The organism is Novosphingobium sp. HR1a, assembly GCF_015594425.1.
GTDB lineage: Bacteria > Pseudomonadota > Alphaproteobacteria > Sphingomonadales > Sphingomonadaceae > Novosphingobium > Novosphingobium resinovorum_A.
Window position 1 is genome coordinate 62,715 of record NZ_JABXWS010000049.1, and the last position, 13,814, is coordinate 76,528.

The following is a 13,814-nucleotide window of genomic DNA, read 5'->3' on the forward strand; positions in this document are numbered from 1 at the left end:
CGTGTGTGGGAGATGGGCCAACGTCATCCCAGCGAAGGCTGGGACCGCTGGCCGCGTAAAACCCAACCACCGGCAGGGCGCCCTAACGATAGTTGGCAGTAATAGGCGAGCGGTCCCAGCCTTCGCTGGGATGACGCGGTTTGGCTTGAAACGACGCGGCGGTCAGGGCTGCGTTGTACCGGGTATCCGGGTCGGCGTAGGACGCGGCGTCGGCATCACGCGCGGGACCGGCGTGGGACGCGCCCCCGGATAGGCCCCGGTGCCCTGCCCCGGACGCAGGCCCGGATCTTCCCGCTCGCGCCCGGTGGCGCGGTCGAGGAAGTCGTTGCCCGCAGCGGGCGGCGGCCCGGCCTGCGCACCCTGCGGCCCGTAGTCCGGCGGAACCACGCCGCCGTTCGGCGCCTGCCCGTTCGGAACCCCTCCATAAGGCGGCTGGTCCGGCGTGGCGCCGTCAGGGTGGACGAGGTTGCCATTCTCGTCGGTGTAATAATAGTCGTCAGGGTTGCCCTGCATCTGCTCGTCATCGGGCTCCAGCTGCCATTCGGGCAGCTTGAGTTCGGTGTCGAACTGCTCGACCGGGCGCTTGGCGACGGCGACCTTCATATAGTCCGAGAACGCCCGCGCCGGAGCATGGCCGCCGGAGAGCCCCGCAACCCGCTTGGCATCGTCACGGCCCATCCACACGCCGGTGGTGATGCCGCTGGAGAAGCCGAGGAACCAGCCGTCCTTGTTCGAGCTGGTGGTGCCGGTCTTGCCCGCCACCGGCCGCCCGATCTGCGCGGCGCGGCCCGTGCCGATCGCCACGGCGGTCTGCAGCAGGTCGGTAATGCCAGCCGCCACGTAATGCGGCACCAGCACCTGACCCTGCACCGACTTGTGCTCGTAGAGCAGCTCGCCCGAAGTCGTGGTGACCTTGGTGATGCCGTAAGGCTCCACCGAAGTGCCGCCCGCCGAGACCGCCGCGAAAGCGCGTGTCATGTCGATCACGCGCACTTCGGAGGTCCCCAGCACCATCGCCGGCTTGGTGTTGATATTGGTGGTGATGCCGAAGCGCTTGGCCATGCTGGCGACGGTGCCGAAGCCGACCTCGTTGCCCAGCTGCGCGGCGACGGTGTTCTTGGAATAGGCGAAGGCGGTGCGCACGTCGATCTGGCCGGCGAAGTTGCGGCCGTCGTTCTGCGGGCTCCAGCCCTGGATCGTCACCGGCTCGTCCACGACGCGGTCGTCGGGGGTGTAGCCCGCCTCCAGCGCGGCAAGGTAGACGAACAGCTTCCACGACGAACCCGGCTGGCGCAGCGCCGAAGTGGCGCGGTTGTAGTTCGAGTTCACGTAATCCGTGCCCCCGACCATCGCCAGCACCGCGCCATCCTTGTCGAGACTGACGAGCGCGCCCTGCGCCCCCTTGGGCACGTTGGCGTCGATCGACTTGGTCGCCGCGTCCTGCATCGCCGGGTCGAGCGTGGTCCACACCTCGATCGGCTCGTTGTTCTCAGGGAGCAACATGTCGAGCTGCGGCAGCGCCCAGTCGGTGAAATAGCGGACCGAGTTCTGGCCTTTTTCCTTGGCGACCTGCACGTCCGAGAAATCGACGCTGTCGGCCTCCGCCTGCGAGATCACGCCTTCGCGCGCCATCAGGCCGAGCACGACCTTGCCGCGCCCCTTGGCAGCCTCGACGTCGGCGGTCGGCGAGTAGTTCGACGGAGCCTTCACCAGTCCGGCGATGATCGCCGATTCGGCGGTCGAAAGTTCGGTGGCCGGGTGGCCGAAGAACTTGCGGCTCGCCGCGTCAATGCCATAGGCGCCGCCGCCGAAGTAGACCTTGTTGAGGTACAGTTCGAGGATCTGGTCCTTGGTGAACTTCCTCTCGAGCGCCAGCGCCAGCACCATCTCTCGCGCCTTGCGGTTCCACGATCGGGTGTTGGTGAGGAAGATGTTGCGCGCCAGCTGCTGCGTCAGCGTCGAGGTCGCCTTGGCGCGGCTGTCGGTGGTGATCGACATGTAGACCGCGCGGGCCAGACCGATCACATCGACGCCGGGATGCTCGCGGAAGCGGCGATCCTCGACCGAGACGATGGCATCACGCATGATCGCGGGGATCTCGTCATAGGGCATCCACTTGCCGTAGCTCGGCCCGAGCGAGACGAGTTCGCGCCCGTCGCGCGCGCGCACGACGATCATCTGGCCGTTCTGGCTGCTCTTCAGCGCCGAATAGTCGGGCAGTTCGCGCATCGTGAAGAACACGGCGGTGCCCAGGAAGATCGCGCCGAGCAGCGCCAGCGCGCCGCCCCATACGAACACGCCGCGCAGGATGCGGCGCCAGAGCGGCTTGCTTTCAGCTTGCGACGATGCGCCGCGGGGTGCGCGGCTGCGGCCGGAATTCTTGGCCATGGGTAGGATGCAAACCCCAATAAGGACGGATGTGTCGGGTCGCTCCTACACTTTGCATGGCGATTTGTAACCCGAGGTGAACACGGGTGCGGGGGAAAGGGCAGAGCAAGAACTTCCTCCCCGAGCTTGTCTCGGGGAGGGGGACCGCCGCGAAGCGGTGGTGGAGGGGAAGAGGCGAGGCATTTCCCCCTCCGTCAGCGCTGACGCGCTGCCACCTCCCCGAGACTAGCTCGGGGAGGAACCGATCACTTCGGCTCGAAGTCCAGCGAGGCGCTGTTGATGCAGTACCGCAGCCCCGTCGGCGCCGGGCCATCCGGGAACACGTGGCCGAGGTGTCCTTCACACTTCGCACAAGTCACTTCGGTGCGGATCATCCCGTGCGAGGTATCGCGGTGCTCGTCGATCGCGGCTTCGTCCACCGGCGCGGTGTAGCTCGGCCAGCCGCAGCCCGAATTGAACTTGTCATCGGATTCGAACAGCGGCGCACCGCAGCCCGCGCAAGTATAGAGCCCTTGCTGCTTGTTGCCGTCGTATTTGCCGGTGAAGGCCCGCTCGGTGCCTGCCTGACGCAGCACATAGTACTGCTCTGGGCTCAGGCGCTCGCGCCATTCTTCGTCGGTGAGGTGCATCTTGTCGGTCATCGGGGAGGCTCTCCTTTGGCGCCGATATGGGGCGGAACGAGGCCAAATTCCAGTGAGTCCGTCGTCCCGGATCAGGTCCGGGACGACGACCAATCAGTACGGGGCGCCGTCCTTGTGGAAGTAGCCCTCGCCGTCGAACTTCATGTCGATGTCCGAATAGGCGCCGCTGCCGTTCGGATCGCCCGCACTGATCGCGATGAAGGTGCAGTCGGCCTCGCTTTCGTTCACGAGGTGGTGCCCGTCGCGCACGCCTTTCGCCCAGGCGCAGACGTCGCCCGCGCGCAGCAGCGTGCGCCCGCCGTCTTCCACCAGCACCGCCTCGCCCGAGAGCATGACCAGCAATTCGTCCTCGTCGTCGTGCCAGTGGCGCTGGCTGGACCAGGCGCCCGGCTTCAGCACCACATGGCTCGCGCCCATCTGCGTCAGTCCGCCGGCAGGAGCGAGGCGCCGCCACCAGCGGCCCTCCACCGCCGCGTCGAAAGGCGCCGGATAGCCGGTGCGGTTGGCCTGCGGGATGGCCTCGATGTCGAGCCGGGGCATGGACGGTCTCCTATGGTCATGGTGCGCCTATTATGCGATGGCGCTGCCCCTATGTCCCAGACCGCTCCTCTCGCCGCAACCGTCGCCGATCTCGCCGAGGCGCTGATCGCCTGCCCCAGCGTTACCCCGGCCACCGGCATGGTGTTCGACTGCCTGGAAAACCAGCTGGCGCCGCTCGGCTTCGAGGTCACCCGCTTCATCGCGGGAGAAGCGCCGGACGGCCCGGTCGAGAATCTCTTCGCGATCCGTCGCGGCCCCGAGGGTTCGCGCCACTTCGCCTTCGCCGGCCACCTCGACGTGGTGCCGCCGGGCGAAGGCTGGACCAGCGCGCCGTTCCTGCCCGAGAGGCGCGGTCCCGAGGGGCAGGAACTGCTGTACGGGCGCGGCGCCGTGGACATGAAGGGCTCGATCGCGGCCATGGTCGCGGCCGTCACGCATATCCCGCCTGAAACCGGCACTGTCAGCTTCATCATCACCGGCGACGAGGAAGGCCCGGCGCGCTTCGGCACCCTCGCCCTCATCGACCTGATGCGCGAAAAGGGCGAGATTCCCGACCTTTGCCTCGTCGGCGAGCCGACCTCGGTGAACCGCCTCGGCGACATGATGAAGGTCGGCCGTCGCGGTTCCGTCAACATCTGGCTGGAAGTCGAGGGCGTGCAGGGCCACGTCGCCTACCCGCACCTCGCCGACAATCCGATCACCAAGCTGGTGGCGATGCTCGCCGAACTCGACGCCATCGTGCTCGACGAGGGCACCGACTGGTTCCAGGCGAGCAACCTCGAAGTCACCGACGTTTCCTGCGGCAACCCGGCCACCAACGTGATCCCGGCGAAGGCTTCGGCGCGCATCTCGATCCGTTTCAACGACCTGCACACCGGCGAGGGCCTTGCCGCGCGCGTCGCCGAGATCGCGCAGCGGCACGGCGGCACCGCCCGCCCCGTGATCTCGGGCGAGGCGTTCCTGACGCAGCCCGGCGCGTTCTCCGCCATGCTGGCCGAAGCGATCCGCGCCGAGACCGGGGTAGAGCCCGAACTCTCGACCAGCGGCGGCACTTCGGACGCGCGGTTCCTCAAGGATCTCTCGCCGGTGATCGAGTTCGGTCTGTGCAACGCGACGATGCACAAGCGCGACGAAGCCGTGGCCGTGGCCGACCTCGAGGCCCTCGCCCGCATCTACGAGCAGGTGACGCTGGCCGCTCTGGCGGGCTGACGGGGGATTTGTTTCGGAGGCGAGCGGGCCGAAACGCAAGGCCCTGCGTCTTGCAACCGGGTGAAACCTCGCCCCCGTCATTGACCGCACCGGCCACACTGATAGGCTCCGGCGCTTTCACGACGCCACCATTAACAAGGGGTTCGCAATGGGCAGGCGCCTGACGCTCTACATTCTCATCGGCATGGTCCTCGGCATCGCCGCGGGCTACATGCTCCACGCGAGCCTTCCGGCGGACGATCCGCACCTCAAGCAGTGGGCCGATTATTTCCGGCTGCTGCCCGACGTGTTCCTCAAGCTGATCAAGATGATCCTCGCGCCGCTGGTCTTCGCGACGATCGTGACCGGCATCGCGGGCATGGGCGACAGCGCCGCGCTCGGCCGCATCGGCGGCAAGGCGCTGGGCTGGTTCATCACCGCCAGCCTCGTCTCGCTCAGCCTCGGCCTGATCCTCGTCAACCTGTTCCAGCCCGGCGTCGGTGTCGGCCTCGAAAGCAGCGCCGACGTGGGGGACCTCGAGATGGGCGAGCTGACGCTGCGCCACTTCATCCTCGAGATCTTCCCGGCCAGCCCATTGGCGGCGATGGCCGAGAACAACATCCTGCAGATCCTGGTCTTCTCGGTCTTCGTCGGCGTCGGCCTCACCGCCATCGGGGAGCGCGGCGCGCCGATCGTGCGCGCCACCGAAGCGCTGTCCGAACTGATGCTGCAGATCACCGGCTACGTCATGCGCTTTGCGCCCTTCGCGGTGTTCGGCGCGATCGCCGCCGTCATCGGCACGCAGGGCCTCGGCATCATCGTGACCTACGGTGTGCTGGTCAGCGAGTTCTACCTTGCGATGGCTCTCCTGTGGGTGCTGCTGTTCTGCGCGGGCGGCCTGTTCCTGGGCAAGCGCGTGGTCACGCTGTTCCGCTATATCCGCGAGCCGCTGCTGCTCTCGTTCTCGACTGCCTCCTCAGAAGCGAGCCTGCCCAAGTTGTTCGAGCAGCTCGACCGCTTCGGCGTGCCGCGCCGCATCTCGGGCTTCATCCTGCCGCTGGGCTACAGCTTCAACCTCGACGGCTCGATGATCTACATGACCTTCGCGTCGATGTTCATCGCCCAGGCTTACGGCATCCATGTGCCGATTATGACGCAGATCCTGATGCTGCTGACGCTGATGGTCAGTTCCAAGGGCATCGCCGGCGTGCCGCGCGCCAGCCTCGTGGTGATCGCCGCGACGCTGACGCAGTTCGGCCTGCCGGTCGAAGGCATCGCGCTGCTGCTGGGCGTGGACACTTTCCTCGACATGGGCCGCTCGGCCACCAACGTGGTGGGCAACGCAGTGGCGACGGCGGTGATCACCCGCTCGGAAGGCATGCTGCAGCCGCTGATGGACCCCGATGCGGAAGTGCTGCACTCACCCTCGCACACCGTCGCCGACGGGCGGCGCGGGCTCAACATCGATCCCGAGCAGTACGAGGGGTAAGGATAGGCCGAGGGGGCTTCGACAGGCTCAGCCTGAGCGGTTTTGAGAGCAGGTCTTTAAATCCCGCTCAGGCTGAGCTTGTCGAAGCCCCCTCGGTCATCCGCTGATCGAAAAGCCCCGCTACTTCGCCAGCTTCACCGGCACGAACGGTCCCATGCCGCAGCCGCCCATGCGCTGCCACTGGTTGCCGATCTGTTGCAGCGGATAGATGATGTCCTGTCGGCACAGCTGCGAGAGCGACGTCTCATACGTAAACGTGCCCGCCGACTTTAGCCCGCTGCACCGGTTGGGCAGCGTCACCCGCCAGACTTGCCCGCCCGCACCGCCGATGAAGTCGATCGTGTGATCGTCGCGAATGCGGGTGGTATTGAAACGCGTCACCGACAGGCAATCGACGGCGGCCCCAGTCGCCTCTGCGGCAGGTTCGGGAGGCAGCGTCTCACCCGGACCTTCCTGCGAACAGGCGGCGAGGGCAACGGTGGCAAGCAGCAGGGCAACGGGAGTTCTCATCGGCTCATCCTCTCGCTGGGCGAACGTCCGGCAAGCCCCATTGGCTCCCCGAATGCCGCCTTCGTCAAGAGGACGTAGGCCTCAGGCCGCAGCCTTCCTCGCACCCCGGTCGAGCACCTTGTCCTTGAAGGCGCACAAGTCCACCTCAGGGCATCGCCAGCACTCGGGCGTGCGCGCCTTGCAGATGTAGCGGCCGTGAAGGATCAGCCAGTGATGCGCGCCGACCCGGAATGGCTGCGGCACCTTCTTCTCGAGCTGCTTCTCCACCGCCAGCGGCGTCTTGCCCTTGGCGAGCCCCGTGCGGTTGCCGACGCGGAAGATATGGGTATCGACCGCGAAGGTCTCGGCCCCGAAGGCGCAGTTCATCACCACGTTGGCAGTCTTGCGGCCGACGCCGGGCAGCTCGACCATGGCGTCGCGATCCGCCGGAACCTCGCCGCCGTGCCGGTCCACCAGAATCTGCGAAAGGGCGATGACGTTCTTGGCCTTGGTGTTGAACAGGCCGATGGTCTTGATGTGCTCCTTCAGCCCCTCTTCACCGAGGTCCACCATCTGCTGCGGCGTCTTCACATACTCGAACAGCGCACGCGTCGCCTTGTTGACGCCCACGTCGGTCGCCTGCGCCGAGAGCGTGACGGCGACGAGCAACTGATAGGTGTTGCCGAATTCCAGCTCCGTCTCGGGCGAGGGATTGGCCTCCGCCAGACGGCGGAAGAACTCGAAGACGTCCGCCTTCTTCAAAGGCCCAGCACCTGCGGCATCGTGTAGCGGCCCGGCCCCTGCGCCAGCAGCCACTGCGCCGCCTTCACCGCTCCACGCGCGAAGATGCCCCGGTTCTCGGCGAGGTGCGAGAGCGAGAGACGCTCGTTGTCGGCAAGAAAATGGACGGTGTGGTCGCCCGCGACGGTGCCGCCGCGCAGGGCCGCGAAACCGATGGTGCCCGCCTCGCGCTTGCCGGTGATGCCGTCGCGGCCACGTACCGCGCTGTTCGCCAGCCCGACGCCGCGTCCGTCGGCGGCTGCCTCACCCAGAAGCAGCGCGGTGCCGGAGGGAGCGTCCACCTTCATGCGGTGATGCGTCTCGACGATCTCTATGTCCCAGTCCTCTCCCAGCCGCGTCGCCGCCTCGCGCACCAGATGCGCGAGCAGCGTGACGCCGAGCGAGGTGTTGCCGGTCTGCAGGACGGGAATGTGCTCGGCCGCCGAATCGATCAGCCAGTGGTGGCGCTCCTCCAGCCCGGTGGTGCCGATGACGATCGGCAGCTTGGCGGCGATGGCGGCATCGAGGTTGCCTTCGAGCGCCGAGGGACTGGAGAAATCGATCAGGATGTCGGCATTGGCTGCGACGGCCGAGGTGTCACCGTCCTTGTCGACGCCGCCCGCCAGATCCTCGCCCGCATCGGCAATGGCGGCCGCGATCGCCTGCCCCATGCGCCCCTGGCTGCCGATGATTCCGATTCGTGCCACGCTGCTGTCTCCGTCCGGGCGTAAAGTCCTGTCACGGCCGCATGGCGCAAACGCGCCGGTTCGACAAGCGCCGCGCGCACGCTAAGGTGAGCCATGAGCAGCATCCGCAACATCGTCATTCTCACCGGCGCGGGCGTTTCGGCCGAGAGCGGCATCGACACCTTCCGCGACGGCGGCGGTCTCTGGGAGCAGCACCGCGTCGAGGACGTCGCCACGCCCGAGGCCTTCGCGCGCGACCCCGACCTCGTCCTGCGCTTCTACGACATGCGCCGCGAAGCGATCCAGACCAAGCAGCCCAACGCTGCCCACCGCGCGCTGGCAAAGCTGGACGCGGAATGGGAAGGCGACCTGCTGATCGTCACTCAAAACGTGGACGACCTGCACGAACGCGCCGGAGCGAAACGCGTGCTCCATATGCACGGCGAGCACCTGAACGCCTGGTGCATGGCCTGCGACGAACGCCCGCGCTGGACCGGCCCACTGATCGACCGCCCCGCCTGCCCCGAATGCGGAGAAGCGGCGCTGCGGCCGGACATCGTATGGTTCGGGGAAATGCCCTATCGCATGGACGAGATATTCGCGGCGCTGGAAGAGGCGGACCTGTTCGTCTCGATCGGGACGTCCGGCGCGGTCTATCCGGCGGCGGGCTTCGTGCGCAACGCGCGGGAACTGGGCGTCGAGACGCTGGAACTCAATCTCGAACCCTCGCAAGGCACCGGATGGTTCGACGAGGCGCGGCATGGACCGGCAAGCGCACTGGTGCCTGCGTGGGTGGAGGAGGTTCTGTCACGGTAAGGCGCCCTGCCGCACGGGGCTTCGACAGGCTCAGCCTGAGCGGAATTGGGAAACTTGCACTACCTCCGCTCACCCTGAGCTTGTCGAAGGGTCAAGCACAGCTTGTCGAAGCCCCATGCGCATTACAGCCCCGGCATGCCGGATCCTTGGCGATCCTGAGCGGCCGCATCGACGGTGCCAGCCCGTCGATCAGATGCAAGGTCCCGAACTGAGGCTCCCCAAGCACCGTGTGTCCCGCCAGCAGCACCCGCATCGCGTGCATCGACGCGAAGGTGCCGACCATGCCGACCATCGCCCCGAGCACGCCGTCGGCGGCGCAGGTATCGCAGTCCACCGCGTCGAAGGCATCGCCCACGAAACAACGGTAGCAGGCGTACCCCGGCAAATGACCTGCGAAGTTCGCGACCTGCCCCTGGAACCGCCCGATCGCCGCCGTCGTCAACGGAATGCCCAATTTTACGCACGTATCTGACACGAGGAGCCGAGTCGCGAAGTTGTCACAGCCGTCCAGTACGAGGTCCGCGCCGGAAAGGACGTCACGCGTGTTGTCATCCCCCAGCCGCGCAACGACGGGATCGACCTTCAGGCCAAGATCAAAACGCCGCACCCATTCGGCCGCCGCTTCCGCCTTGGGCCTGCCGATATCCGATGGCGTATAAATCGTCTGGCGCTGCAAGTTGCTGACGTCGACCACGTCATCATCGACCAGCGTGAGACGGCCTATGCCGGCTGCGGCGAGATACTGCAGGACAGGACTGCCAATCCCGCCGCAGCCGACCAGCACCACATGCGCCTCGCTCAGCGCGACCTGTCCGGCCCCGCCGACTTCGGGCAGGACGATATGCCGCGCGAAGCGGCCGAGACGATCGGCGGTGAGCGTCATTTCGCCTGTTCGTCTCCGGGCGCTTCAGGCACGGCCGCTTCCACAAGCCGCTCCTTCACGAACCCGTGCATGCCGAACCACCACTGCACCGCGATGACGCCGCCCTTGGCGGGCTGGAGCATGCCGATCATCATCGCGATGGCCAGCGGCACCAGGATCGCGAACATCGCCATTGGCCCCAGGTCGTAGTCCACCGAAAGCGCTATGATCAGCGGCGCCATCAGGTGGCCGGTGACGATCATGGAGATGTATGCCGGAAAGTCGTCCGCACGTTGCGGCGTGAGGTCCATGGTGCAGACCGGGCAACGCTCGCGCGGCTTGAGCCACTTGTAAAACAGACTGCCCTCGCCGCAACGCGGGCAACGGCTGCGAAGGCCGCGAAGCAGGGCCTGCGAGAACGTGGCGGGAATCATGTCCAAGCGCCTACATCATACGGGCAGGACGGTGAAGCAGATTGCGCCGGCGGCAAAAGGGTCAGGGCCTGAGCACGTGGACGCGGTTGCGCCCGCCGTGCTTGGCCGCATAGAGCGCCGCGTCCGCATGCTTCGTGGCATCTTCCAGCAGCGCGAAGTCCCGCACCGACGCCAGCCCGCAGGAGAACGTCACGGCGCGATCCTCGACGCCCAGATTGGTATCGAGCGCGACCGTCGCCCGCAGCCTCTCCATGACGAGGCGCGCCTCGTCGAGCGTGGTGTCGGGCAGGAGCACGGCGAATTCCTCGCCGCCCCAGCGCGCGGCGACATCGCTGCGGCGCACGTGGTCCTCGATGCGGCGGGCCAGCGCCTTGAGCACGAGGTCGCCGACATCGTGGCCGCACTCGTCGTTGATGCGCTTGAAATGATCGATGTCGATCAGCGCCAGCACTGCATTGGAGCGCCCGCGCAGTATCTGCTTGGCCGAATCAAGGAACCCGCGGCGGTTGCGGATGCCGGTCAGCGGATCACGCTCGGCCGCATCGACAAGGCGCTCGATGCGCGCCGCGTTTTCATGCGCAGCCGTGGTCACCCCGGTCAGCAGGCGGCCAACGAGATCGTCCGCGCCTTGCGGGATCAGCGGGATCCGCTCGCCCATCTGGATCGACTGGAGCATCGTCGTCGCCTGCGCGATCGGGGCGAGCAGCGCATGAATTGCCGCAAGCCCCAGGCCCGTGCCCACCAACGTGGCGACGAGGAGCGTGAGCAGGGTATCGAGTTGCCAATGCCCGGTCGTCGCCTGCAGCACGATGCAGGCGATCAGAGGCACGTGAACGGCGCCGAAGCATACGAAAAGAAGCCGCCGCTCATAACTGCGGGGGAACAGGAAAGTCGTGGCCTGGTAGAAGCGCATGGGGGGAATGCCTCTTCTGCTGAAGCTGAGAATGAAACGCGATTGCGCCGCCTCCCGCTTACGGAGCCGAATCTTATGCAAACGTTAAATTACGTGATGAAACGGGCGGTTAACCTTTGACGGCGCCCAAACGAAAAGGCCGAGGAACACGTCCTCGGCCCCTGTGGACAAATGCGCGGACAAGTCCGTGCAAAGGCGTTCATATCCCGGCATGGCGCCGGGACAAGCCTCAGCTTTCGAGCTGGCGCAGCAGCGAGCGTACGTCGCCGTCCATGTCGGCATCGCGCGTGCGCAATTCCTCGATCAGGCGCACCGCATGGATCACCGTCGAGTGATCGCGGCCACCGAACTTGCGGCCGATCTCCGGATAGGAACGCGGCGTCAGCACCTTGGCGAGGTACATCGCCACCTGACGCGGGCGCACGACGGCGCGCGCGCGGCGCTTGCTGCTCATCTCGGTGCGGTCGATGCGGTAGAACTGGCAGACCGTGCGCTGGATCTCGTCGATGGTGATCCGGCGGCGGTTGGCCGAGAGGATGTCGGTCAGCTGCTCTTCGGCGAGCTGGAGCGAAACCGCCTGCCCGGTCAGCTGCGCATAGGCGATCAGCTTGTTGAGGCCGCCGACCAGTTCACGCACGTTGCGATTGATGGTCCGCGCCAGGAACTCGATGACGTCGGCAGGCACTTCGACCGAGGCGAAGCGGCCGAGGCGATTCTCGAGGATCGAGCGGCGCAGTTCGATGTCGGCGGGCTGGATGTCGGCAACGAGGCCCATCGACAGGCGCGAGAGCAGGCGCGGCTCGACGCCGTCGAGCGCCTGGGGCGCACGGTCGGCGGCGAAGACCAGACGCTTGCCTTCCTGCAGCAGCGCATCGATCGTGTAGAGCAGTTCTTCCTGCGCCGATGCCTTGCCGATGATGAACTGGATGTCGTCGACCAGCAGCAGGTCGAAGCCGCGCAGGCGCGACTTGAATTCGATCATCTGGTTCTGGCGCAGCGCCTGCACGAACTCGACCATGAAACGCTCGGCCGAGCAGTAGAAGATTCGCGCATGGGGGTGCGCTGCAAGATAGGCGTGACCGATCGCGTGCAGAAGGTGCGTCTTGCCCTGACCCGTAGCGGCCTTGAGGTAGAGCGGCGAGAACTGCGGCTGCTCGGTAGCGGCCATGCGCTGCGCGGCGTTGCAGGCCAGCACGTTGGAGGTGCCGGTGACGAAGCTGGTGAAGGTCTGCGAAGCGTCGATGCCTGCAGGACCCTGGCCGAGCGAGGCGAACGATTCGCCTGCAAGCGCAACCGACAGCGGGTCCGCGACGCCGGCGGCCGAATCGTTGGCCGGTGCGCTGGCGGGACGGCCACCACCGCCACCCAGACGCAGTTCGGGCAGCTGGCGACGGCCGGGATGCACGAGGATGCGCACGTGACGCACGTCGGGCCGCGCGATCTTCCATGCCAGCGACAGACGATCGGCAAAGCGGTCGTTGACCCAGTTCGCCGAGAACTCCGTCGGCAGATACAGATCGAGCGTACCGGTTTCCTTGCACCAGTTGCCCGGCTGGATCGGCTTGATCCACTGGCTGTGAGCCTGATGCCCAAGATCCTTGCGCAGGCCCTGGCTGATGTCCGCCCAGTCCGCCGCCAGGTTTACGGCTTCCTGATCCTCTTCCATCGCCACTCGCACCGCCTTCGACTTCCTATTCAAGTTCGTACCTTCGACCATCGCGGTCACTGGGGGATTCACCGAGGGGTGTCCTGCTGATGTATTCGACATCGTTTCGAACCCCCTTGTTCGCGTGTGTTGGCGTGATCCCGCCGGTGACGCGAAACAGAGCGACCAGCGCATCCAAAGTAAAAACTTCCCCTCACCGCGAACGCTTGTCCGCGGCGGTTGTTCCACTGTGAATCGCTGTATCCCCGGCCCGTTCCGCAACGGCCGGGGACCCTTTTAGGAACCGGTTTGCAGCGCAGGCAAGACGGCGATCCCCAAATAAAAAAAATTATGAAGGTTGACTCACGTGGGAGTGCCTAAAATCCGTAGCCAAACTGTAATACGCTTAAAAATCAGCGCGTTGCGCATTGCAGCACTCCGAATCGCAGTGTTTCCGGGGCTTTGCTTTGCCCCATGTTGCGATGCCGCAAAAACGAGAACGGAGCCGAGGTCAGGCGACCCCGGCTCCGTTCTTGTTTCGTCCTGAGACAGGTAGCTAGCAACCTATCCCAGTCGGCGAATCACCCTCTCGAATCGGAGAGGGTGGCTCGAATCAGAGAGCGGCGACGCGCTTCGTCAGACGCGACATCTTGCGCGCTGCGGTGTTCTTGTGGAGCACGCCGCGTGCAACGCCGCGAGCCAGCTCGGGCTGCGCTTCCTTGAGGGCGGCAACAGCCGCGTCCTTGTCGCCACCGGCCAGGGCGCCTTCGACCTTCTTCAGGAAGGTGCGGATGCGGCTCACGCGGTTGGTGTTGATCTCTGCACGGCGATCGTTGCGACGGATGCGCTTGCGAGCTTGCGGCGTATTGGCCATCGATATTCCTCTGTCTGGGCGGCCAACACGGTGAGCGGCCCCAATTGCCTAACGAATCTATTCGGCGAA

At 66.1% G+C, this 13,814-nt stretch carries 14 protein-coding genes; 3 read left to right on the forward strand and 11 right to left on the reverse strand.

Going from position 1 to position 13,814, the window contains the following annotated elements; translation table 11 throughout:
• Positions 1 to 162: 162 nt before the first annotated feature.
• From HWN72_RS13010 to HWN72_RS13020, 3 genes are all read right to left on the reverse strand, one after another.
• Positions 163 to 2,388 carry a PBP1A family penicillin-binding protein gene (locus HWN72_RS13010; RefSeq protein ID WP_008829136.1) on the reverse strand — a complete coding sequence of 742 codons (2,226 nt, stop codon included), beginning with the start codon at positions 2,386 to 2,388 and terminating at the stop codon, positions 163 to 165.
• A gap of 245 nt (positions 2,389 to 2,633) precedes the next feature.
• Entirely contained in the window at positions 2,634 to 3,029 is a 396-nt protein-coding gene (gene msrB, locus HWN72_RS13015; protein ID WP_008829135.1) for a peptide-methionine (R)-S-oxide reductase MsrB, read from the reverse strand.
• Between the two features lie 93 nt (positions 3,030 to 3,122).
• Positions 3,123 to 3,569, reverse strand: coding sequence for a cupin domain-containing protein (locus tag HWN72_RS13020; protein ID WP_008829134.1), 447 nt, complete (start codon positions 3,567 to 3,569; stop codon positions 3,123 to 3,125).
• 51 nt (positions 3,570 to 3,620) lie between these two features.
• Here HWN72_RS13020 and dapE point away from each other — a divergent pair, with 51 nt between their 5' ends.
• Both dapE and HWN72_RS13030 read left to right on the forward strand, forming a co-directional pair.
• On the forward strand, positions 3,621 to 4,778 hold the full coding sequence (gene dapE, locus HWN72_RS13025; protein WP_008829133.1) for a succinyl-diaminopimelate desuccinylase: 1,158 nt from the start codon (positions 3,621 to 3,623) through the stop codon (positions 4,776 to 4,778).
• Positions 4,779 to 4,926: 148 nt separating this feature from the next.
• Positions 4,927 to 6,246, forward strand: coding sequence for a dicarboxylate/amino acid:cation symporter (locus HWN72_RS13030; protein WP_008829132.1), 1,320 nt, complete (start codon positions 4,927 to 4,929; stop codon positions 6,244 to 6,246).
• A 120-nt stretch (positions 6,247 to 6,366) separates the two neighbouring features.
• Here HWN72_RS13030 and HWN72_RS13035 read toward each other — a convergent pair whose 3' ends face one another.
• The 3 genes from HWN72_RS13035 to dapB all read right to left on the reverse strand — a co-directional run bounded on the left by HWN72_RS13035 (position 6,367) and on the right by dapB (position 8,222).
• Positions 6,367 to 6,756, reverse strand: a complete 390-nt coding sequence (locus tag HWN72_RS13035) for a hypothetical protein (RefSeq protein WP_008829131.1) — start codon at positions 6,754 to 6,756, stop codon at positions 6,367 to 6,369.
• Between the two features lie 81 nt (positions 6,757 to 6,837).
• The gene (nth, locus tag HWN72_RS13040) at positions 6,838 to 7,497 is read right to left on the reverse strand and encodes an endonuclease III (protein ID WP_008829130.1); all 660 of its coding nucleotides are present in this window, start codon (positions 7,495 to 7,497) and stop codon (positions 6,838 to 6,840) included.
• Entirely contained in the window at positions 7,494 to 8,222 is a 729-nt protein-coding gene (gene dapB, locus HWN72_RS13045; protein WP_008829129.1) for a 4-hydroxy-tetrahydrodipicolinate reductase, read from the reverse strand. Before dapB ends, nth begins: the two co-directional genes overlap by 4 nt.
• Positions 8,223 to 8,315: 93 nt before the next feature.
• Between dapB and HWN72_RS13050 the strand changes: the two genes are divergently transcribed.
• Positions 8,316 to 9,017, forward strand: coding sequence for an NAD-dependent deacylase (locus tag HWN72_RS13050; RefSeq protein WP_036526351.1), 702 nt, complete (start codon positions 8,316 to 8,318; stop codon positions 9,015 to 9,017).
• Between the two features lie 91 nt (positions 9,018 to 9,108).
• Here the strand turns inward: HWN72_RS13050 and HWN72_RS13055 are convergent, their stop codons facing one another.
• The 5 genes from HWN72_RS13055 to rpsT all read right to left on the reverse strand — a co-directional run bounded on the left by HWN72_RS13055 (position 9,109) and on the right by rpsT (position 13,745).
• Positions 9,109 to 9,900: a HesA/MoeB/ThiF family protein gene (locus HWN72_RS13055; RefSeq protein WP_008829127.1), complete on the reverse strand. Its 792-nt coding sequence runs from the start codon at positions 9,898 to 9,900 to the stop codon at positions 9,109 to 9,111.
• Positions 9,897 to 10,313 (reverse strand): DUF983 domain-containing protein, encoded by a 417-nt coding sequence (locus HWN72_RS13060; protein WP_008829126.1) that lies wholly within the window; start codon positions 10,311 to 10,313, stop codon positions 9,897 to 9,899. The genes HWN72_RS13055 and HWN72_RS13060 overlap by 4 nt, the downstream gene beginning before the upstream one ends.
• Before the next feature lie 61 nt (positions 10,314 to 10,374).
• Positions 10,375 to 11,226: a GGDEF domain-containing protein gene (locus HWN72_RS13065; RefSeq protein WP_008829125.1), complete on the reverse strand. Its 852-nt coding sequence runs from the start codon at positions 11,224 to 11,226 to the stop codon at positions 10,375 to 10,377.
• 229 nt (positions 11,227 to 11,455) lie between these two features.
• Complete coding sequence (dnaA, locus tag HWN72_RS13070; RefSeq protein WP_008829124.1) at positions 11,456 to 12,892, reverse strand: chromosomal replication initiator protein DnaA; 1,437 nt, start codon at positions 12,890 to 12,892, stop codon at positions 11,456 to 11,458.
• Positions 12,893 to 13,484: 592 nt separating this feature from the next.
• Positions 13,485 to 13,745: a 30S ribosomal protein S20 gene (gene rpsT, locus HWN72_RS13075; protein WP_008829123.1), complete on the reverse strand. Its 261-nt coding sequence runs from the start codon at positions 13,743 to 13,745 to the stop codon at positions 13,485 to 13,487.
• Between the last annotated feature and the right edge of the window lie 69 nt (positions 13,746 to 13,814).